This is a genomic window from Aquimarina mycalae (genome assembly GCF_029906345.1).
Classification (GTDB): domain Bacteria; phylum Bacteroidota; class Bacteroidia; order Flavobacteriales; family Flavobacteriaceae; genus Aquimarina.
Genome location: NZ_JARYGY010000004.1, coordinates 273229 through 296913, shown reverse-complemented (window position 1 = coordinate 296913; position 23685 = coordinate 273229). Strand labels below are relative to the sequence as shown.

Annotated in this window: 19 protein-coding genes; 14 read left to right on the top strand and 5 right to left on the bottom strand. The window is 32.2% G+C overall.

Going from position 1 to position 23685, the window contains the following annotated elements:
* The first annotated feature begins 28 nt into the window (after window positions 1–28).
* The 13 genes from QBK95_RS11520 to QBK95_RS11460 all read left to right on the top strand — a co-directional run bounded on the left by QBK95_RS11520 (window position 29) and on the right by QBK95_RS11460 (window position 18391).
* Entirely contained in the window at window positions 29–2881 is a 2853-nt protein-coding gene (locus tag QBK95_RS11520; protein WP_280933822.1) for a beta propeller repeat protein, read from the top strand.
* Window positions 2882–2984: 103 nt separating this feature from the next.
* A complete protein-coding gene (locus QBK95_RS11515; RefSeq protein WP_280933820.1) occupies window positions 2985–4676 on the top strand; it encodes a helix-turn-helix domain-containing protein in 1692 nt (563 codons plus the stop codon).
* A gap of 133 nt (window positions 4677–4809) precedes the next feature.
* Complete coding sequence (locus QBK95_RS11510) at window positions 4810–8721, top strand: hybrid sensor histidine kinase/response regulator transcription factor (RefSeq protein ID WP_280933819.1); 3912 nt, start codon at window positions 4810–4812, stop codon at window positions 8719–8721.
* A gap of 198 nt (window positions 8722–8919) precedes the next feature.
* The gene (locus QBK95_RS11505; protein ID WP_280933816.1) at window positions 8920–10191 is read left to right on the top strand and encodes a helix-turn-helix domain-containing protein; all 1272 of its coding nucleotides are present in this window, start codon (window positions 8920–8922) and stop codon (window positions 10189–10191) included.
* Window positions 10192–10464: 273 nt separating this feature from the next.
* Window positions 10465–11757 carry a tetratricopeptide repeat protein gene (locus QBK95_RS11500; RefSeq protein ID WP_280933815.1) on the top strand — a complete coding sequence of 431 codons (1293 nt, stop codon included), beginning with the start codon at window positions 10465–10467 and terminating at the stop codon, window positions 11755–11757.
* A 145-nt stretch (window positions 11758–11902) separates the two neighbouring features.
* The gene (locus QBK95_RS11495) at window positions 11903–12931 is read left to right on the top strand and encodes a Kelch repeat-containing protein (RefSeq protein ID WP_280933814.1); all 1029 of its coding nucleotides are present in this window, start codon (window positions 11903–11905) and stop codon (window positions 12929–12931) included.
* 14 nt (window positions 12932–12945) lie between these two features.
* The gene (locus QBK95_RS11490; protein WP_280933812.1) at window positions 12946–13548 is read left to right on the top strand and encodes an SIMPL domain-containing protein; all 603 of its coding nucleotides are present in this window, start codon (window positions 12946–12948) and stop codon (window positions 13546–13548) included.
* Window positions 13549–13780: 232 nt separating this feature from the next.
* Entirely contained in the window at window positions 13781–14413 is a 633-nt protein-coding gene (locus QBK95_RS11485) for a hypothetical protein (RefSeq protein ID WP_280933810.1), read from the top strand.
* Window positions 14414–14534: 121 nt separating this feature from the next.
* Window positions 14535–15110: a collagen-like triple helix repeat-containing protein gene (locus QBK95_RS11480; protein WP_280933809.1), complete on the top strand. Its 576-nt coding sequence runs from the start codon at window positions 14535–14537 to the stop codon at window positions 15108–15110.
* Between the two features lie 181 nt (window positions 15111–15291).
* A complete protein-coding gene (locus tag QBK95_RS11475) occupies window positions 15292–16014 on the top strand; it encodes a hypothetical protein (protein WP_280933807.1) in 723 nt (240 codons plus the stop codon).
* A gap of 59 nt (window positions 16015–16073) precedes the next feature.
* Window positions 16074–16469 carry a DUF2721 domain-containing protein gene (locus QBK95_RS11470; protein ID WP_280933805.1) on the top strand — a complete coding sequence of 132 codons (396 nt, stop codon included), beginning with the start codon at window positions 16074–16076 and terminating at the stop codon, window positions 16467–16469.
* Between the two features lie 44 nt (window positions 16470–16513).
* Window positions 16514–17965, top strand: coding sequence for a PAS domain-containing protein (locus tag QBK95_RS11465; protein ID WP_280933803.1), 1452 nt, complete (start codon window positions 16514–16516; stop codon window positions 17963–17965).
* A gap of 18 nt (window positions 17966–17983) precedes the next feature.
* Window positions 17984–18391 (top strand): response regulator, encoded by a 408-nt coding sequence (locus tag QBK95_RS11460; protein ID WP_280933801.1) that lies wholly within the window; start codon window positions 17984–17986, stop codon window positions 18389–18391.
* A 168-nt stretch (window positions 18392–18559) separates the two neighbouring features.
* Here QBK95_RS11460 and pyk read toward each other — a convergent pair whose 3' ends face one another.
* The 5 genes from pyk to QBK95_RS11435 form a co-directional block, all read right to left on the bottom strand.
* Window positions 18560–19987, bottom strand: a complete 1428-nt coding sequence (pyk, locus tag QBK95_RS11455) for a pyruvate kinase (protein ID WP_280933800.1) — start codon at window positions 19985–19987, stop codon at window positions 18560–18562.
* Window positions 19987–20478, bottom strand: a complete 492-nt coding sequence (locus QBK95_RS11450; RefSeq protein ID WP_280933797.1) for an IPExxxVDY family protein — start codon at window positions 20476–20478, stop codon at window positions 19987–19989. The genes pyk and QBK95_RS11450 overlap by 1 nt, the downstream gene beginning before the upstream one ends.
* Window positions 20479–20672: 194 nt before the next feature.
* The gene (rnc, locus tag QBK95_RS11445; protein WP_280933794.1) at window positions 20673–21410 is read right to left on the bottom strand and encodes a ribonuclease III; all 738 of its coding nucleotides are present in this window, start codon (window positions 21408–21410) and stop codon (window positions 20673–20675) included.
* Between the two features lie 2 nt (window positions 21411–21412).
* The gene (gene fabF / locus QBK95_RS11440; protein WP_280933791.1) at window positions 21413–22666 is read right to left on the bottom strand and encodes a beta-ketoacyl-ACP synthase II; all 1254 of its coding nucleotides are present in this window, start codon (window positions 22664–22666) and stop codon (window positions 21413–21415) included.
* 17 nt (window positions 22667–22683) lie between these two features.
* A complete protein-coding gene (locus QBK95_RS11435; RefSeq protein ID WP_027394586.1) occupies window positions 22684–22917 on the bottom strand; it encodes an acyl carrier protein in 234 nt (77 codons plus the stop codon).
* A 181-nt stretch (window positions 22918–23098) separates the two neighbouring features.
* Here QBK95_RS11435 and purN point away from each other — a divergent pair, with 181 nt between their 5' ends.
* Window positions 23099–23677 (top strand): phosphoribosylglycinamide formyltransferase, encoded by a 579-nt coding sequence (gene purN, locus QBK95_RS11430; RefSeq protein ID WP_280933778.1) that lies wholly within the window; start codon window positions 23099–23101, stop codon window positions 23675–23677.
* Window positions 23678–23685 lie beyond the last annotated feature (8 nt).

Here is a 23685-nt window from a genome sequence, read left to right as displayed (position 1 = left end):
ACTTTCAGCGAACTAAATTTCCATCATAATGAAAACATACGTTTTAGCTTTTTTATTACCACTCATTAGTATTTCTATTTTTTCTCAGCAATCTGCAACTCAGGCTGAAGAAATACAAAAAGCATTATTACAGAAAAAACAGCTCGAAAAATCATCCTTAGTAAAGAATGTTCCCTTTCAGAATATTGGCCCATCAGTTATGAGTGGTCGTGTAGTTGATGTGGATGTAAATCCTGATAATACCACAGAGTTTTATGTAGCCTATGCCTCTGGAGGATTATGGTATACTATCAATAATGGAACAACTTTCGAACCTGTTTTGGATTCTGCAGAAACAATCAATGTTGGAGATATTGCGGTGGATTGGAAAAAAGGAATTATCTGGGTTGGGACTGGAGAAAATAATTCTTCAAGATCATCTTATGCAGGAATAGGAATATTAAAATCTTTGGATAAAGGTAAAACATGGAATAATGTTGGGCTTATTGATTCTCATCATATCGGACGCATTATCATTAATCCTGATAACTCTGATGAGGTGATAGTTGGTGTTACAGGACACTTATATTCTTCTAATGAAGAAAGAGGAATTTATAAAACGATAGATGGAGGAGTTACCTGGAAAAAAACACTATTTATTGACAGCGAAACTGGAATTATAGATGTTGCGTATGCACCAGGAAACTTTAATGTTATGTATGCCGCTGCTTGGGATAAGGATCGAAAAGCATGGAATTTTGAAGGGAATGGTATAGGTTCTGGTATTTATAAGAGTATGGATGCTGGGAATACCTGGAATAAAATTTCAGAAAAAGGAAGCGGTTTTCCCACAGGAGATGGAGTTGGAAGAATAGGATTAGCGGTTTACGATGAAACTACTTTATATGCAGTTCACGATAGTCAATTTAGGAGAGACGAAAGCAAAAAGACAGACAAAGGTTCTGGATTAACTAAAGATGATTTTAAAACCATGTCTGTAGATACTTTTTTAAATCTAGAAGATAAAAAGCTAAATCGTTATCTAAAAACCAATGGATTTCAGGAAAAGTATCGTGCAGAAAATGTGAAACAGATGGTTCGAAGCGGTTCTGTAAAACCTATAGATCTTGCAAAGTATTTAGAAAATGCAAATGCAGCACTTTTTGATACTCCTGTAGTCGGAGCAGAAGTATATAGAAGCGATGATGGAGGAAAGACCTGGAAGAAAACACATAAGGAATACCTGGATGATATTTTCTATAGTTATGGGTACTATTTTGCGCAAATACAGGTAAATCCAACAAATAAGAATCACATCTATATTTCTGGTGTACCGATCCTAAAATCCAAAGATGGAGGAAAAACGTATAAAAGTATCAGCGCAGAGAATGTTCATGCGGATCATCACGCACTTTGGATAAACCCTAAAAACCCAAACCATCTTGTTAACGGAAATGATGGAGGTGTTAATATAACTTATGATGATGGAGAAAACTGGATTAAAGCAAATCAACCCAATGTAGGACAATTTTATGCAATCAACATAGATCATGAGAAACCTTATAATGTCTATGGAGGGTTACAGGATAATGGCGTTTGGGTCGGATCTGTAACATCAAGAGAAGATAAATCATGGCATCAAAGTGGACACTATCCTTGGGAAAGTATTATGGGAGGTGATGGAATGCAGGTACAAATTGATAATAGAGATAGTAATATTGTATATACTGGGTTTCAATTTGGAAATTATTTTAGATTAAACCGCTCAACCAATGATCAAAAATATATTCAGCCAAAGCATGAATTAGGAGAATCTCCATATCGATTTAATTGGCAAACCCCTATTTTATTATCTCCGCACAATCAAGATATTCTTTATTTGGGAGGTAATAAATTAATGCGTTCCATGAATCAAGGTGATGATTGGACTCCTATATCAGGCGATTTAACGAATGGAGGAAAAAAAGGAAATGTTGCCTATGGCACTCTAACATCAATTGCGGAGTCAACATTTCAGTTTGGACTAATGTATACTGGTAGTGATGATGGTTTGGTACATGTTACGAAGAATGGGGGTGGAAATTGGAGCAAAATTTCGGATAATCTCCCAAAAGATTTATGGGTGTCTAGAGTTGTTGCTTCATCTCATAAAAAAGAACGAGTATATGTAAGTCTTAATGGATATCGATGGGATGATTTTACAGCATATGTATATGCAAGTGATGACTATGGAAATACCTGGAAAAACATTGGTCAAAATATTCCAGCATCAGCTGTAAATGTAATCAAAGAAGATCCAGTAAATGAAAATATCCTATATGTAGGAACAGATAATGGAGCATATGTATCTCTTGATAAAGGAAACACCTGGCAAGTATTTTCTAAAGGGTTGCCTAATGTTGCGGTTCATGATATTGTAGTACAACCAGTGGCGAATGATCTGTTATTAGGAACACATGGTAGAAGTATTTATAAAACTAATATCGAATCACTACAAAACTTAAATGAACAAATTCTTAGTTCAGCTTTATATTTGTATCCAGCAAATACGGTAAAGGCTTCTCCAAGATGGGGAAGTTCGTGGAGCAAATGGTTGGATGCTTACGAACCTTCTACAACCTTGAAATATTATTCGAATAAGACAGGTGCCATCTCAGTTAAAGTTGCTTTAGAAAGTGGTAAAATTCTTCAAGAGTTTTCTTCTAATGCAGATAAAGGTCTGAATTATGCGGATTATGACCTTACAATTTCTGATAAAGGAAGGAAAGCGTTGTTAAAAGAATTCCCTGATGAAGATATTTCTAAAAAGAAAAATGGTAAGTATTATCTTCCTGTAGGAAAATATGAACTAATTATTTCGGATGGTAAGCAAACAGAAAAAGTTCCTTTAGAAATAAAATAAAATCATAAGCATAAATTTGTTGGGTTTAGAATTTATTTAAACAATTATATATAGACAATCAATCTTTTTTGTTACCTTATATAAAAGTTTATTAACCAACGTAATGAAAGTAAACCCCTACAATACGGTTATCTTTATAGGATGCCTGGTGCTTGTTATTCTCGCACTGTGGAGGCTTGTTAAGCATTGGAAAAAAGGCAAAACTTTCAGGTATTTTTATGGGTTTTTTATCACGGCAAACCTAGTAATTATCCAGGTGCTATTGATGGATTTTGGGCTTCATAAGCAATATCCATGGATATTGGTTTTATTTATCCCATTTCAATATTTATCTCCAGTATATTTTACAGCATTTATTTGTTATTACCTTAAAAAAGAAGAAATATATAAAAGGAATAGAATCTATCTATTCTTTCCTTTTATAGGCTTTTTTGCTTTATACACAATACTTAAGATTAATATATTTTTAGATTATGCCTGGATTTCAAAAGAAATCTTTACGATTATTCATACAGAAATCGATGAAAATTCTGCAGTGACATTTAGTATCGTTCTAAGTATATGCAACCTAGTGATCATTCGTAAATATGAGCATGCTATAGGGAAATTATCTTTTACCGAAGTTAAGAAAAAAACGCAATGGATTAAGACCATTGTTGCGGTGTTCATTACATTTAATGTGATATGGCTGCTCACAATTATTTTATTTTTTATTAGAGAGGATATAAGTGGACATTTTCCATATTATCCGTATTGGATAATGTATATGGTATTTTACTTCACCTTTTTATTTTTAGGATCAAAGCATCTTAATGATGTATCTATGAAAAATAAAACGGAGGAAGAAGAGGTACAAAAGGCAATTCAGAATTTTAGAATGTCTGGATTAAACCACATGTTTTCTGAAGAAGAATTAGAATTGATACATTATGATAAACCGTCTCAGATTACGGGTATATTGAGTTATTTTTCAACATCCTTATTTGACAAAAATAAGCTAGAAGATGTATTGTGGGATATCGTAGAGAATTGCATCTCTTATTTGCAATTAGAAGATTGTGTTATATATATATTGGATGTCTCGAAGAAAGTTTTGATCCAAAAGGCAGCTTATGGCAATAAAGATGGAGGAGGCCGAAGTATATTAAGCCCTATTGAGATTTCTTTAGGTGAAGGAATTGTAGGGCAAGTTGCGTTATCAGGAGCGTACGAATGTGTTTATAATGTAACGTATGATAATAGATATGTTGTTGATGATATTTACCGTAGATCAGAATTAGCTGTTCCTATCATTGTTGATGATAAAGTGGTAGGAGTTTTAGATTCAGAACATTCTCAAGAAGGGTTCTTTAATGAAAACCACATTATTTTGTTTCAGCTAATTGCAAAACTTACATCAAAGAAATTAGCACAGATTAATGTAAAGAATACTACTAATATCACAGATGATAATATGTATTTTAAAGAACTTAATTTCTTGATGAAAGAAGCCAAAATATATAGGGATGCAAGTTTAGGTTTAGAAGGTATTTCTAAAATGCTAAAAATAAGTAGCAACTATTTATCGCAGATGGTTAATAAATTAAGTGGAGCTAATTTTTCGGACTATGTGAATAGCTTTCGTGTTGAAGATGCTAAGTCTAAACTTAAAGACCCTAATTTTGCTAATTATACCGTTTTGGCAATTGCTTTAGAATCTGGTTTCAATTCTAAATCTACTTTTTATAATGCTTTCAAAAAACATACGGGTATTTCTCCTAACGAATACAGAGAAACTTCTTTAGAACTTAAATAATCTAAAATTACTAAGAGATATAAAACTTCTTGTAGCGGTATCTTAAAGTGAGATATTGTAAAAAAAGTTGTTCTTTTACAATAAGGTACAAAGTTAAATACCAAATTAAATCGTGTTAGATATTTAAAAACCAATGAAGTGCATCCATAAATTAATAGTGTTTTTTGCATGCTTTCTACTATCCTATTTCGATATTTCTGGACAGGCAGATGTTACTTATAATGTTAAATCATATAATGTTTTTAATGGACTATCTAATAATTGGGTTTCTAATATATTTCAAGACAAAGATGGTTTTATATGGTTTGCTACGCAATACGGATTAAATCGTTTTGATGGTCAGAAATTTAAGATTTACACCTATGTTCCAGGAGACACAGAAGCGCTTAGAGCCAATTGGATTCGCAGTATAACACAAATTGATAATGATCATAAACTATATTTAGGAACGCTTGGAGGAGGAGTTAATGTTTTAGATCCATATCAAGAAATCTTCTCCCAACTTTTTGTCAATGCCGACACTACCGATTATAACATGGCTAATATCAACAATCTGGTAAGTGATCATAAAGAAAATATTTGGATTTCTTCTACTGTTGGAGTATTTCGTTACCAGCCAAAGGATAGTACTATCAAAAGATTTTATGATAATACCTCTTCTAATATCAGTATTTCAGAAAATGGTTCAAAACGTATTTTAGTAAAACACTCCAAGGAGATATATGATATCGTAAATGATACTATTCAAAAAATCAACCTACTTAAAGGCAAACAATTTCGTAATATTTATACTGTTTCTAGGGATAGTATGCTAGTATATACAAACGAGGAATTAATACTTGCTTATAAATCGGATAGCATCTGGCAACTCAAAAAATTAGATTTTGAAACCAAATACACCACTAGTGTTCGAGAGCGACCTTTTATTTTTAAAGATAAAGATGAATATATCTGGATAAATGCTGGAGACAAGATCTATAAATTTTCACCCAATCTCGGTCAGAGTAGTGTAATACCAATAAAAGATTTATTAAACTCTAAATCATCAAAGAATATTAAAGCCAATTGTATGTTTCAGGATCAAGAAGATAACTATTGGATTGGGACTAATTTGGGAGCATTTCAACTCATTCCTCATAAACCACTTAGACATCCTTTTTTAGGAAATATAGGTAAAGCGAGAGAAATTGTAGAATGTGGTAATAAAATTTGGTATGCACTTTCTGATGGTATTTATTCTTGGGACAAAAACCCTGATAATCCTCCTAAAAAAGTTAGAAAAAGTATCGTTACATCCATGATTTGTGCTAGTGATACGTTTTTATATACTATGGGAAAGGATGATAATAATGAATTGGGATTGTTAAAAATTAATCCCGAAACTAATATCACAACACCAATATATTTTCCAGAATTAGAATTTCCTCTAGGAGTAAGTTGGCGAATTATAGAGGATAAAAATCAAAGATTATGGATTGCGCAATGGGATAATATTATTATTTATAGTTTGAAGGATCAGGATAATTTTAGTATTCCAGTTTTTAAAGAAAACACAGGAATTATAGAGTTATATAATGATAATCAAGATAATGTGTGGCTGGGAAGTATCGGAAAAGGGTTGCTAAAATTTTCGAAAGCCAGTACAATTACAGCAGATAACACTTACGAATATAAACAATACTTGCACGATATTAATGATCCAAAAAGTATTAGCTCTAATCTAATTCAAACCATACATCAAGATCATAAAGGCGTGTTATGGATTGGAACAGATGGTGGACTTAATAATCTTGATATCAATACAGAAAAATTTCAAAGATTTCTCAGAAATGATCAAATGCCAAATGATAAAATTTTAAATATTATAAGTGATAAAAATGGTGTGATTTGGTTGAGTACTGTGAGTCACGGAATCATATCATATCATCCTAAAACCAAAAAATTTACAATTTACAATGTAAAAGATGGCTTATTTGATAACTCTATGGTATTGAGTTCTGTATACCAAAATAAAGAAGGATTTATATGGATTGGAAGTGAAGGAGGTGTTCAATATTTTCATCCAGATCAATTAACTTCTACTATTGATGATGCTCCTAATTTAACGTGGTTATCTTTTACAAAATATAAAGCAGATACAACAGTTGTAGAGAAGTTTCCTAATAAAAGAGACATAAAGCAAGATCAAATAAAAGTATATCCTGAAGACCAAAATATTAGTCTTCATTTTCAGACTTTAACTTTTGAGAGGCCAGAGAATGTTAGATATCAGTTTTGGTTACAAGGGTTTCATGAGGACTGGTTGCCAATTCAGGAAAAAGGATTAATTACTTTGTCTTACTTGCCGAAAGGAAACTATACATTACATGTTAAAGCATCCAGTTCTGAGGATACCTGGGAAATTATACATAACCCAATAGCGGTGATCGTATTACCTCCTTGGTATAAAACTAATGTGGCGTATGTAATGTATTCACTGTTTCTATTTCTGTTAATGTACATCTTTTATAAAATTCAGTTAAGAAGAAGAGTCGCGGAGACAGAGAAAGAATACGTTTCTAATCTGGCACAAGTAAAAACACGATGGTTTAATCAAATCGCACATGAGTTTAGAACTCCACTTACTGTAATTTTGGGTGCAGTTGATCAGATAAGAACTAAATCTGTAAATAATAATCAATCAAAAGAGAATAAGCATTTAAACCAAATTGAAGATCAGGCAAACCATTTATCTAATCAGGTACATCAAATTTTGGAAATTGCACAGATGCAGGATGATCAGATAGAGGTAGATGAACAGATGGGAGATTTTATTTCTTTTCAGAGGTATCTATTATATTCATTTAATTCTCTTGCAGAGGAAAAAGAAATATCACTTACATTTTCGAGTGTTCCTGAAGAATTGAACATGTATTTTGACGAAGACAAATGGAGAAAAATTACTACCAACTTAGTTTCGAATGCTATTAAATATAATGTAGTTGGTGGAACAGTGTCTTTACAAATAAAATACACAGAAAATAAAGAAAATTCTGTTATCAATGTTATTATAAAGGATTCAGGAATTGGTATTTCTTCTGATTTCTTAAAAATCCTATATGACCCTTTTACAAGATCCCAAACCGCACAGGAAAAAGGAGTGGGATTGGGCTTAACACTAACGAAGGAACTTGTTGAGCTTATGCAGGGAGATATTACTGTAGAAAGTGAAAAAGGAATAGGAACTACTTTTAGCATACGTATACCAGTAACTATATCACCTGATTTTCAGGATTCTGATAAAGGGTTAGATTCACAAGATTCGTCTTTACCAATAGTTTTAGTCGCAGAAGATCATAAAGAAGTACAAGAATATATTCAATTTTGTTTGGCATCAAGTTATAAAGTGTTATTAGCAAGTAATGGACAGCATGCATGGGAGCTATGTCAGGAACACCTTCCTGATCTCGTGATTTCCGATATTATGATGCCTAAATGGGATGGTATAAAGTTAGGAACAATGATCAAAGATCATATAGCTACCGATCATATTCCTCTTATTTTCTTAACGGCCAAAGCAAATCAGAATAGCCAAATAGAAGGTTTGAAAATTGGAGCAGATGCATATTTGGCGAAACCTTTTGATAGAGAAGAATTGTTGATTAGAGTAAATCACTTAATACAAACTAGAAGAAAATTAAGAGAAAAGTATGATCGAGAAGATGTAGTAAGCATTTCTGAAAATAAAGCTATAGACAGCTTTATGCAATCTGTTATTGATATCGTGAAAGATCATATGGATAATGATGAGTTTAGTATACCTTTATTGGCAGAGAGGTTACATATGAGCAGAGTTCATTTGTTCAGAAAAATTAAAAACTTAACAGGCATGTCTCCTACTAAATTTATTCGTAAAATTAGACTACAACATGCGCGGGATTTACTAAATAATAAGGAATTTTCAATTGCCGAAATTGCATATCAAACTGGATTCAAGGATCCTGCATATTTTACTAGAGTATATGTAGAAGAATTTGGCAAACCTCCATCAGAATCCAGAAAATAAACCTCACAAACCTTTGTAAAACCTTGATTTTGTTACTAATGTAACCATAGTCCATGTATTGGTAACTATAGTACAACCTAACCTCTGCTTCTTATTTTACCTTGCTTACGTATTTAAAAGCAAACAAATTTAATTTGAAAGTATAACCTCTTTTTCGGGTTTGACTCAAGTTGTTTTTGTAAGGACAAAAAAAGTAAAATGGACACTCAGAAAAATTCAGGCTATAAAAATGCCAAGCAAGTTATATGTAAGCCAATAGAAATATATATATTATTTATAATTGCGATACTTACATTATATACACTAAAATATGACACATCTCTTTTATATAATGATCTTAGTCTAGGAGTAAACTTTTGGTGTGTCCTAAGCATCTTATTTCTTCCTCTTTTTTTGAGATTCGTAGAGCATTCAGAATCATTAAATACTGTTTTTCTAAATTCTTTTGAGCAACATATTACATCAAGAGAGACTTTTCAGACCTCTGTAAATAATAAACAAGCATATGAGAAATCATATTCTAAAAAAGATGCGCCATCTAATGCTACTAATAAAAGAGTATCAATTCCTTATCTTGATGAAGTCTTTGATGAGTTTGAGGATGATTATTTGCACAATGCACCTATCCAAACAATCTCCATACTGAGTTATTTTGCAACATCGCTTTTCGAAAAAAATAATGTTAATGATGTACTTTGGGATATTGTAGAAAATTGTATTTCCCATCTCCATTTAGAAGATTGTGTTATCTACATGCTTGATAAAGAAAAACAATATTTGATTCAAAAAGCAGCGTTTGGAAACAAAAACAATGGAGAAAAAAAAATCATAAGTCCAATTAAAATAAAGAAAGGAAAAGGTATTGTTGGAAATGTGGCAGAATCAGGAAGATATCAGCGAGTCAATGATGTAAGTAAAAACTCAACATATATTATCGATGATGCCTCTAGAATGTCAGAACTATCCGTTCCAATATGTATTGAAGGGACAGTGATAGGTGTTCTGGATTCTGAACATTCAGAAAAGAATTACTTTACAAATGATCACGTGTTCTTATTTCATTTAATAGCAAAGCTTACAGAAAAAAAACTGAAACAAATATGTAGCAACAGTACTCCTTGTAATATAACAAATGATAATTCATACTATAAGGAACTTGAATTCTTAATGAAGGAGGTCAAAATATATAGAAACCCTAACTTAGGATTAGAAAGTGTTGCGAAAAAACTAAAAATCAGCAGTAATTATTTATCCCAATTGGTGAATAAATTAACGGGCAAAAACTTTGCGGATTATATAAATACATTTAGAGTAGAAGATGCTAAATTAAAACTAAGGAATGTCAATTTTATAAATTATACAATTGTAGGTATTGCTTTAGAATCTGGATTTAACTCTAAGTCTACTTTTTATAGTGCGTTTAAAAAAATTGCAGGAATCTCTCCAAGTATTTATAGAAAAAAGATATAAGGTGTCCTAATTCTTTGAATTTCAACTTTTCTGGACATCAATTATTTTTGGAGGTGGTATATTTTCCAAAAATCAAACTGATGGAAACTGTATGATCGATGACAGGTATTACTACGAATCGAAAAGGAACCTGAAGAAATTTTGACTATTAAATTAGAATAATGGTAAGAACATGTAATGATTAGGTTTTTGTCCAATTGCTTTTCATTACTATCGGGTCCTCATTATCTAACCTAATCAAAGTGATGAGGATCCTTTTTGTTAAATTTAGATATGAAACGACTAGCACTATTTTTTGTATGCACTTTTTCTACTTGTTTTTTTGGGTTCTCGTGTTTTTGGGACTACGATACCATAGAAATGGAAAGAATACAGTTCCCAGATGTAATTGAATTAATATCTGGAAAGTTTTTAAGGCACTCACCAGAATTCTATCAATGGAGAATAAAGGATCGAACCCTAAGGCTTCAAAAATCTCCAGATAGTCTTGAGTTATATGATGATCTTGCTGTCGCATATTCTAAGATTGGAAATGACACAAAGGCTATTCAGATTATTCTGAAAAAAGACAGTATCGCTCCAAAAAATTATAAAACATATGCCAATTTAGGAACTTTTTATATCCATAATAAACAATTCTCTAAAGGGTTAGAATATATAGATAAAGCGATTGCAATAAATCCAAACGCACATTTTGGAAGAGAAATATATCAAAGACATCTGGTAGAATATGTAATGAGTAAAATGAAGGATGGTAAAATAACACTACCCCTTTCTTCCGAATTAAGCCCTAGTTTTGAGCGCTATCCACGCCATAAACTGGATAATTTCTATAATTTTTTGGTGCATAAGATTCATAATAAAACAGAAAACTCAGTAGAGAATAATACCTTGTCTAAAAAAGAACAGGATAATGCCATAAAAGGTATTCTGGGAATGATGAAGTTTGGAAACTATAACTCTCCTATTTTATTAGAAGCTTTAGGGGATTTATTGATGGCCAATGCATGGAAAGATGGAGCAAGACAATTGGCTGCAAGGGCATATTTTAAAGCGTCTTATCATAGCAAAGCACCAGAAACAAAAGAAATTTATAAACAGAAAGTTGCCTTTGCGCTATATCATCAATACACAAAAAAACAAGGAAAACGGTTTACCATTTTAGAGTTGGAAAAACTTTTAAAACAAGAAATAATAGAAGGAAACGATTTTTACCAAAGTATACGTAATGATGAAATACAATGGATACGACTTGATCAAAATCCAGAATTCGAGTTTTCAAAAAAATACTATCAAAAACCCTTACTAGGTGTAACTATTCAAAAATCAAATACTTCAATTGATAAAGTCGAAAATGATTATCAAAAGTTTAAGAGTACCAATATGGATACTACGAATCTCCAATCTACTTCAAAGGATACTATTTTTTTAAACAATAATACTGACAAAGAAATTGAATTGACTTCGTTAAAAAAACAAATTAAAATACCTAAGGTCATTTTTTTAGTAATTCCTATCGTAATCATTTTACTATTGTATGCTTTTAAAACCCGAAGAATAAAATAGTAATACTTTTTTTTTTAAACTCGATCTTAATTAAAATGAGATATCACATTAAATAGTATCCGGATTCTTTGAAATTCAAACTTTTCGGACATAGACATTGAGGACCCATGCTATTTTTGATTTATAATATCAAAATGTGATACAAATGAAAAATAGAATCAGATTAAAGTCCCTGAGTTCACTTATAGTACTATTATCGATCATCTGTTCCTGCGAAAAAAATGAAGACATATTAGAAATGTCTAATGAATCTTTTGCTAAGAAATCAATCACTAAAATAGATACAGATACATCTTCACCTTTTATAAATAAAGAAACTCCTTATGGAGGAAGAGCTAGTCATACTTCTGTAATTTTTGATGATAAGATGTGGGTAATAGCGGGTATAAATCATGATACAACCTTTAATGATGTATGGAGTACCAAAGACGGAAAGAATTGGGATGTAATGACTAAGGATGGTGGATTCGAAGAAAGATATGGCCACGCTTCTACAACTACAAAGACAGGTATGTGGATTGCAGGAGGAATGAACGGCGCTACTTTTTTAAATGACGTGTGGTATTCAAAAAATGGTAAAGAATGGATAGAAACCATAAAAAACGCTCCGTTTTCTTCAAGGAGATGGCATACACTAACCAACCTTAGCGGTAGAATGTTCCTGATTGGAGGATTCAGTGGCGATGTAGATGCTATAAAAGGAGATATTTGGGTAAGTAGTGATGGAGTACAATGGAATCAGGTAACTAATCTAGCTCCATTTGGTAGACGTTATGGACATGCAACGGTTGTATATGATCATAAAATTTGGGTTATAGGAGGATATGATCAAAACAATAATTATCTGAATGACGTATGGTATTCAAAAAATGGATTTCAATGGAATCTTGCTACACCGAATGCAGACTTCTCTATTCGACGAAATCATGCTGTGGTAGCCAACGAAAAAGGAATGTGGCTCACAGGAGGGATTGCTGCAGGACATGTGTATTTTGATGATATATGGTTTAGTAATAATGGGGTGAATTGGGTGAAGGTAAAAACCAACAAAAACTTTCCTTCCAGAGGATATCACTCTTCAGTTTATTATGATAAAAAACTGTGGGTCTTACATGGATTTAAACAAAACATAAACACGCCTAATGATTACTATAGTGATATATGGGCATATTAATACAATGTGAAACAATGAAAAATTTAATATTTATTTTAATTTTTTCTGTCAATGCTATGTTCGCACAACAGAAAAATACCATAATGGTTGCAGGAGAAGCAACAAAAACGATTGCTATTGAAAAATATGTGGTTAATGTGGAGTTTAGAGAGATTATGGCTGATACATACCAAAATATAAAACCTCAAAACCTTGAGGAACTAAAAAAAGAATATGCAAGTATGCTAAGTAAAATCGGTGTTGATTTTAGCCAATTTCAGGAAAATGCGTTATATCGTGTAACCTCTGGTCAATATAACACAACCACGTATTACTATTATACTGCAAACTCAATTGAAGAAGTACAAAAAATAATAAGCCTAAGAATGAAAGGTGTTACGAGCACTTGGGTGGATATCGTGTCAAAAGAAAAAACGACTATGGAAATAGCCGCTTTAAATAAAAAAGCTATTGAAAATGCCAAAGATAAAGCAAACGCGATAGCTAAAAATATTGATAAGAAGATTGGAGAAATTTTAAATATTGAAGATGTTAATTATCAGCAACACCTCTATTATCCTAGTAAACCAACAGAATCTTTAAAATACTATATAAAAGTTACATTCTTATTGGAATAGTAACATTATATATGATAGAATGATCTAATTTTAATACGTTATGGTAAAGCGAATTTCACTCAAAAACCAAGGAACAATCGAGGAAAAGAATATCGTGTAGACGGTGTTCTTAAAATTGAAAATCGATTGTATCAAATTAATGCATGTGATTTTAAAGAATTTGGTAGCTGAGAAACTAAGTTTTGTTTAGATTACCTATCCACAATTCAATTGATAAAATGATGATTTTATAATGAATTTAATTAAAATATACATTTTCGGTTTTATACTAATAATTGTTAGTTGTAAGGAAACAAGCCACCAGGAAACAAAGAATACACTAGAGATCGATAAAGAACAAGAGCAGCGTAACAATCAATTTACCCAGTTAGATACTTTTAATGTTGGTTATACATATTGGTGGCCCCAATCAGGACCATTTATAGGGAATTGTGGAGAAAAGTATAGCTTAGTTTTTTTGGGAACCATTCATGAGATTTATAAAAAAACCGAAGAAATACAATATCAATCCCAGAAAGGAATAATTAGTATTGATAAAGTACTTGTCGCTAAGAATCTTAAAAAGAAGACTTATAATCGAGAAGCTTACTTTTCCTCTGATTGCTTTGATAATGTTTTGGCAAATAAAGGGGATAAAGTTATTGTATTTTGCCATGAGTATGAAGGGAGTTATAGTATAGCAGGAGCAAAATCAATACTAAAAATTAGTGGAGTTAATGATCCAATCGTGAAATCCATAGAACGTTATATTCAGTCTAATCAGAACCCTTTGGCAATACAACAAGATATTCCTCTTTGGAAAAAGCATCAATTTGATACCGAGTTAAAACAATTGATTTTGTGTAAAGAAATGATGAATCCCTAAAACCCTAGAACATTTTTTTACTTATTAAATACGTCCGGATTCTTTGAGTTTCAAATATATCGGACATTCGAAAAGCAATTCGTATCTAAGTTTGCTTCATTAACATAAAAACTTTTATAAGATGAAAGCAATGAAAAATTTAATTGGATGTATCGCAATTCTATTAATATCTGCGAGTATTATCTCCTGTGAAGGAGAAGATGGAGCTGTTGGGCCACAAGGAGAACAAGGGCTTCAAGGAGATCAAGGACCACAAGGTGACCAAGGAGATCCAGGAACGGCTAATGTTATTTATTCCGATTGGATCATTAGAGATTATGAAAATAGTGGTGGATTAGCCGAAGAAACCAATACGCAATTGTTGGCTACGTTAGGTGTTGGTGATTTTGACCTTACTCAAGATATATTATTAGTTTACGGTAGACGCGAAATTAATGCAATAGTTACTGAGATTAATCAGCTACCATATATAGCTGTTTCGGATAATGACTTTTATGGCTTTGAGGTTGCTAGTTTTAATGGTGGCTTTACCCTAAGAGTACAAGTAGCAACTTTGGATGGCGCTACTAGTGCATTTGCATTCTTTGATAGCTTCAGATATGTCATAATTCCTGGCGGTGTAGGTTCAACTAAGTCGGTTAATGATTATAAAAAGATGTCATACGAAGAAGTAACAGCTCTTTTTAATATTAAATAATAGATACAAGGAATTAGCTGTTTTACCCCTTGACTTATTGATGTTACCTATTTTTTATTAAATGAACAGCAAACTTAATATCAAGCTTGCTGTTCATTAAAAATAGACAATAAAAATGCTCCTATTTAGTATACGAACTAAGAGAGAGTATTATCTAAGACTAATTAAGAGTAAAGAAAAGATGAAAACAATTAAATATATATTGGGATTACTATTTTTTGTAATCATAAATGCTTGTAATAATGATGATGACGCTAATAGTTTAAGAATTGAATATGAAAAAACATTTATAGAAAACACTTTTTTAGAAACAGGAGAAACACCAGCACCTATTGTAAACTGGTTAGAAGAAAAGGGAAGTTTCACTGCTACATCTATGCTGGGATCAAAAGGAGATGACCTGGTTGGCAGAGTAGTGTTTATTGATGAGGAAACTGGCGTTTTATCATGGAATCGATCTTTTCCAATAGGAGAAAGGGATATTTATATTACTGCGGCCAACTCATCTCAAACCGCTACCGTAACAATAACCATTAAAAACACTTTTACTGAAGGTTTTTTTGTTGGAGGGTTTAACAATGATACTTCAGAAGAACCAGACATTTCTACAATCATGAATGATACTTTTTTGATATTATCTAAAGAAGGTAATGTCGCATTGTCATCATCTAGCGAAAATGATGTAAGTTTTATTGGAACAGGAACCTGGATCGCAGATGATAGCAACATAACTATTAACTATACAATCTCAAATATGCCAGGAGAAAATTTAACAATGACAGGCTATTTGAATGGTAGTACTAGTCTACCCGCTGCTAGTTTTATTGGACAATGGGGAAAAGGGCTGAATCAAGATAATACAATAGAAAGCGCAATGGGGTTATTTAGTTTCGAAAATGATTAAAATTATGAAACAAAGTATGGTAAATTAGGCTACCTTAGTGTTGTATAAAGTATTTGATTATGACACTTACGATGAGTATTCCAGCATTACTTTTTCCAGCTATATCCTTAACCATGTTGGCTTATAATGCTAGATATTTGGCAATAGCAGCATTGATACGTCAATTACATAAAGAGTATCTTACTTCACCATCAAAAAACACAGTATTGCAAATCCAAAATCTAAGAAAACGATTATGGTTAATAAGAAATATGCAAGCTATAGCTATAGTTAGCTTTCTTACCAGTGTAGTCACTATGTTTTTATTATATGTTGAAGAAAATAGTTTAGCAAACTTAATATTTGGAATAAGTTTGTTTGCACTAATGATTTCACTTTTTTTATCATTTATTGAAGTTCAGATTTCTACAAAAGCACTATCTATAAGATTAGATAAAATTGAAGAAAACAACTAGAAATCCTTATCTTGTTAGGATCAATGTTTTTTTAGCCGATTTTAATGCTCCAGAATGAACTTTTTAATAATGTAATGCAAGATTTCAATACGGGTTATTGGGAGTTGCATCATGATCCTTATAGAGAAAATTGGTCAGAAAATTTTTATGAAACCCTTGGATATACTAGTAATGATGTACAATCCAATTTAGACTTTTTTTTAAATCGATTATTGCACAAAGAAGATGTTGAGGTTTTTAGAGATAATTTTCTTAATTACAGGAATAATAATCTAAATTTTAAACAGCATATTAAAATACTGAATAAACAGGGGAATTATCAACTATTTAGATGTGCTACAAATGATGAATTGCCTGTAAATATAAAATCTGGAGTTAATTTTATATTTTTCTTTGAGATCAGATTAGAACTAGATAAGGCCTTAAAAAAAGATAATTTCTATTATAAAGAAACTGCCCAGATGACCGCAACGGGTAGTTGGTATGTAGATTTTAATAAAAAAGAAAGTCACTGGGATTTTGAAACGTATAGAATATTAGAATATCCAGAAGATTATAAACCTTCTCTAAAAGACTCTGCAAATTATTATACTGAAGACTGTAGGCAATTGGCAGCAGATTGTTTTTTTAATTGCGCTATGATGGGAACTCCATTTAATACCGAAATAAAGATGGTCACTGCTAATAATAGAGAGTTTTGGGCAAGAGCAATAGGAAAACCAATGTATAATGAGAGTAAAGAAATCATTGGTATTCGAGGAGTTTTTCAGGATATTGATGATATAAAAAGTAAAGAAATTAAATTACAGCAGTCTGTTGATATTATAGCTGCGCAGAATTCAAGACTATTTAATTTTGCTCATATTGTATCTCATAACCTTAGATCACATACCAGTAACTTATCATTATTAGTGCAACTGATTGAAGATATTGATGACCCAAAAGAAAAAGAAGAACTAATTAAAGAGGTTAAAACCATTTCTTCTAACCTGAATACAACTATAGAGCACCTCAATGAAATTGTAACAATACAAACCAATAATAAACAAGAACGAGTACCCGTAAAGTTTAAAGAAGCTTTAAAGTTAGTAATCAATGGAATTAGTCATATGATTAATAATAGTAATTGTCAAATACGTTCGGATTTTAATGAGGTAGAAGAAGTTAAATATATCCCAGCATATTTAGAAAGTATTTTATTGAACCTGATCACTAACGCAATTAAATATAAACACCCAGATAGAGACCCTATTATTATTATAAAAACATATATTGAAAAAGGGGAAAAATATTTAAAAGTATCGGATAACGGGGTTGGTATTGATATGGCTCTTTTTAAGGACAAAGTTTTTGGGATGTATAAAACATTTCATTACAACAAAGATGCCGTAGGAATTGGATTATTCTTAACAAAGAACCAAGTAGAAGCAATGGATGGTAACATTTCTGTGGACAGTGAGGTTAATAAAGGAACAACTTTTACAATTGAATTTTAAACACACAATTCATATATAATGGGCGATAAAATAGGAGTAGCATGTATCATCGATGATGATAGTGTCTATGTGAATTTAGTTAAACGAATCATTGAAGCAAAACAGCTTTGTCAAAACCTATTGATATTTGAAAATGGGAAAGAGGCATTAGGATATTTTGAAGCTATTCTAAGTAATATGAATGAAGAAAGTATTCCTGAAATTATATTTTTAGACCTTAATATGCCAATAATGGATGGATGGGAGTTCTTAGCCAACTTCACAAATATCAAAAATAGATTTGGAAAAGTAATTACACTATATATTGTGAGCTCTTCTATCAATCCATTAGATATCAAAAAAACCAAAAGCATTAATGGTATCAAAGATTATTTGATTAAACCTATTACTATTGGAGAATTAGAATCAATTTTTAGTGCTGTTTAGAATAAAAGAGGTTATCTAAAAAAGTTATAAAAATATTCAGATGTCAGTCTGAGCTTGTCGAAGACATTTTAAAAAATCAACAATTCAAAAACTTCTACAAGCTCGATTTGACAATAAACTATATTTTAGGCTACTTCTCTTTGTATAGCGTTTATAAGAGAAATACGTTTATGTTTGAGATACTCTTAGTGTGTTCACCATTCCTTTTTCGGCAACAGGCATGGCGGCTAGATTAATCAGCATATCTCCTTTTTCAACAAAACCGCGTTCTAAGGCTAAATTATTAACGTCTTGTACGGTTTCATCTGTACTTACATATTTGTCATAATAGAATGCTTTTACTCCCCAGAGTAAGCTAAGCTGCGAAAGAATTCTTTTATTACTGGTAAAAACAAGAATATGTGCTCCTGGTCTCCAAGCAGAGATCTGAAAAGCAGTATATCCACTGTTTGTTAATGTACAAATTGCTTTAGCGTCAATGTCATTAGCCATGTGAGCTGCATGATAGCAGATAGATTTCGTGATAAATCGATTCGTTCTGATATGAGGAGGGTTTTGCGGAACCTGTATAAGATCAGAGTTTTCTACACTATTAATTATCTTGGTCATTGTTTCAATAACCTGCACTGGATATTTACCAACAGATGTTTCGCCAGATAACATTACGGCATCTGCACCATCCATTACAGAATTAGCTACATCATTAACCTCGGCACGAGTTGGTGTCAAGCTGTCGATCATAGTTTCCATCATCTGCGTTGCAATGATCACCGGTATTCGAGCTGTTTTAGCTTTTAAAACTAATTTCTTTTGAATCAGAGGTACTTCTTGCGCTGGAATTTCTACTCCTAAATCCCCTCTAGCTACCATTAAACCATCACAATAAGCTACAATTTTATCAATATTCTCAACACCTTCAGGTTTTTCGATTTTGGCTACAATAGGAATTTTGTGTTCGCTATGTTCTTTGATTAAGTCTTGTAGCTCTATAAGATCCTGAGCATGACGTACAAAAGATAATGCAACCCAATCTACTTCTAAACTACAGGCAAAAATTGCATCTTTTACATCTTTTTCAGTAAGCGCTGGTAAAGAGATATCAGTATTAGGAAGATTCACTCCTTTTTTTGATTTTAAAGGTCCTCCTTGTATTACTTTAGCCTTAACAGTGTCTTTATTATTAGAAGAAACTACTTCAAATATTAATTTCCCGTCATCAAGTAGAATTCGTTCCCCTGATTTAACATCTTTAGGAAAATCAGCATAGTTCATATAGACACTTTCTGCAGTGCCCTCAAAAGGAGTACCTGTTGTAAAGTTAATAAAATCACCATCCTGAACGATCACATCACCTTTCATGACACCAACTCTCAATTTGGGCCCTTGTAAATCTGCTAATATCGCTGCATTATAACCAAATTCTTCACTTAAGTCACGTATCATTTTTACGCGTTCTTTTACATCTTCATAGTCGGCATGAGAAAAATTTATTCTAAAAACATTTACACCTGCATTTAGCATTTTTTTCAAAATACCTTTAGTACTGGTAGCAGGTCCAAGTGTTGCCACTATTTTAGTCTTTTTACGTTTTGGCATTATTCAAATATTAAGTTGTTCTTTGATTTTAGTTGGGTATAATCCACAACATAAGCTGTTATGATTTGCGGAATGGTTAACAATCTAGCAGTCAATGACTTGCTAGAAAACTGATAATTTTCAGCTTCGATCTTTAAAAAATAATCTACATTTTTTAATTCTGGGATTAAATATTTAGTAACGTAATTGCTCTCCTCTGTCGACGTAAATAAACTTGTCGACACCGTATTGGATTCAATTTTTGTTCTAAACTTATTTCCCAAAAGACTATACGTGTTGTATTGAAAATGATTGTGATACTGAAACAGCGGAAAATGTGCTGAATAAGAATCATATTCAAATTTTATATCATTTTTTTTTCTGGAAAGTCGAAGATCCATATCTTTATTTAACATAAAGGCAAGTCTATATGAATCTAATGAACAATGAATAGCAATTAGATCATAATCATCATCATCAATGGTATCTAATATTAACCTTTGGACTGCCATTATAAATTACATTTTTCCAGAATTATCGAGAAATATACAAATAAAATACCCTTAGAAGTTTAATAAAGCATAAAGAAATTATACGAAAACGATTGAGTTAGTATCTTTTAACTAATTGTGAGCTAAGCGAGAGACAAAACTGTATTTTTTTACGTTATTCTTTTTTTTTAAGATATTAAAAAAACAACGAAATGTTACGGCAAATTGATTTTTGATTGCAATGCAAAATATGCACGTTTTGAAGCTTTTTCTTCTGCTTTTTTCTTAGAAGTTGCACGAGCCTTAGCAACTACCTTTTCATCAATCCAAAGTTTTACAGCAAAATGTTTCATCTCATCTTTTCCTGTGTCTTCGTAAATTTCATAATTAAAGTTATTTTTCTCTTTTTGACACCATTCTATCAATAGACTTTTATAACTAATAATTTGTCCCTCGAGGCTTTCTATATCAACATATGGGTTGATAACTGCTTCGTGGATAAATCGTTCACAATAGACAAATCCTCTGTCTAGATAAATAGCACCGATTAGTGCTTCAAATAAGTTTCCGTGGATATTAATTCCGAATTGAGATTTTGGAATATTTGTACGAACAAGGTCAATCAATTTTAAATCTTTCCCTAATTCATTCAGGTGCTTTCTACTTACTACTTTAGCTCTCATTTTTGTAAGGTATCCTTCATTACCTTCGGGAACTTCTTTAAAAAGATGAGCGGCAATAACGCTGCTTAGCATAGCATCACCAAGAAATTCTAATCTTTCGTAATTGACAGCATTTCCTTTTTTGTCCTTAAGATTTAATGATCTATGTGTAAAAGCTTTTTCGTAAGGACCAATATTTTTGGGCTTGAACCCAAGGATTTTTTGAATTTTTGAAAAAAAATTCCCGTTCTTGTCAGAGCGGGAACTTAATATGTTGCGAATAACACTCATTATTATTCGTCTAGTTTTTTAAATAACACACAAGCATTATGACCTCCAAAGCCAAAAGTATTACTCATTGCATATGTAATATCACGTTTTTGTGCTTTGTTTAAAGTTAAATTTAACCTAGAATCTATGTTTTCATCCACAGTAGTGTGATTGATTGTTGGTGGAATCATACCATGTTGCATCGCAAGTATAGAAGCAATTGATTCTATAGCTCCAGCTGCACCAAGTAAGTGTCCAGTCATAGATTTTGTTGAATTTATATTCATGTTAGGTGCATGATCACCAAAAACTTTAGTAATTGCTTTCAATTCGGCAACATCTCCTAAAGGAGTGGATGTTCCGTGAGTATTTATAGCATCTACTTGTTCTGGTTTTACACCTGCATCTCTTAAACAGTTAAGCATTACACGTTCTACTCCAATCCCATCTGGATGAGGTGCAGTCATGTGATAAGCATCACTAGACATTCCACCACCTACAACCTCTGCATAGATTTTTGCACCACGTGCTTTAGCGTGTTCATATTCTTCAAGAATAAGGGCTCCACCACCTTCTCCTAATACAAAACCATCTCTGGTTGCATCAAAAGGTCTAGAGGCAGTTTCTGGACTCTCATTTCTTGTTGATAATGCATGCATAGCATTAAACCCTCCCATACCAGCAATAGTAACTGCCGCTTCACTTCCTCCAGTAACAATGATATCACAGTGCCCTAAACGAATATAGTTTAAAGCATCGATCATTGAATTGGCAGAAGAGGCACAAGCCGAAACCGTAGTATAGTTAGGTCCCATAAAACCATTTCTGATAGAAATATGTCCAGGAGCAATATCAGCGATCATTTTCGGAATAAAGAAAGGATTGAAACGAGGTGTTCCGCTTCCCTTGGCATAACCAATTACTTCTTCCTGAAAAGTTTCCAATCCACCGATACCAGCACCCCAGATAACACCAACTCTAAATTTATCAACCTTCTCAAGATCAATAGCAGCATCTTTTATTGCTTCTTCTGAAGAAACAATAGCGTACTGCGCAAATTTATCAAGTTTACGTGCTTCTTTTCTTTCGAAATAATCTGTGGGATTATAATTTTTGACTTCGCAAGCAAATTTAGTCTTGAAATTTTCGGTGTCGAAATAAGTAATGGGTGCGCAACCGCTTTTACCATGTACTAATCCATCCCAATACTCTTCAATATTGTTACCGATGGGCGTTAATGCCCCTAGTCCTGTGACTACAACTCGCTTAAGATTCATATTGTGTTGTGAAGTTATTACTTTGCGTCTTCAATATAAGATATTGCTTGACCAACTGTTGCAATGTTTTCAGCTTGATCATCTGGAATCTGAATATCAAATTCTTTTTCGAATTCCATAATCAATTCTACAGTGTCTAACGAATCAGCGCCTAGATCGTTTGTGAAGCTAGCTTCAGTTACAACCTCATTTTCGTCTACTCCTAATTTGTCAACGATTATCGCTTTTACTCTTGATGCAATGTCTGACATAATGTTTAATTTTAATTTTTTAATTAGGTGGCAAAAATAAAAAACTTTATTTTAAAACCCCACAATCCTATAAAAATGTATTTGTATTTTATCAAATATATGGAAGTATTGGCTTTTTGCTACCTAAAAATGGATAATAATTATTTTTTTTGTGCTCTCTAATTAACAATTCAATCAAACTATGAAGCGTATTATCATTTTTGCTTCCGGCTCTGGTACCAATGCCGAAAATATAATAAAACACTTTCAGGATCGAAAGAATGCTGAGGTTACACATGTGTTCTCTAACAACCTGCGTGCCAAAGTCTTGAAACGTGCTCATGACCTAAAAGTAAAGGCGTTACACTTTGACAAACAGTCATTTTATGACACAAATGAAGTGTTAAACATACTTACTGATGCACAACCTGACATTATTGTATTAGCTGGATTTTTATGGATCTTTCCTAAAAAAGTTATTGATGCTTTTCCAAATAAAGTAATCAATATCCATCCAGCATTACTTCCTAAATATGGAGGAAAAGGTATGTATGGACACCATGTTCACGACGCAGTAGTTAGAAATAAGGAGAAAGAAAGTGGTATTACGATCCATTATGTAAACGAACATTATGATGAGGGAGCTATTATTTTTCAGGCAAAAACGTTAGTGCGTAAAGAAGATACCGCAGAAGATGTGGCTAAGGCAATTCATACACTAGAATATAAACACTTTCCTAACGTTATAGAAAAGGTTTTAGGTTTAAGGGATGAAGTATAGAAGGTAAA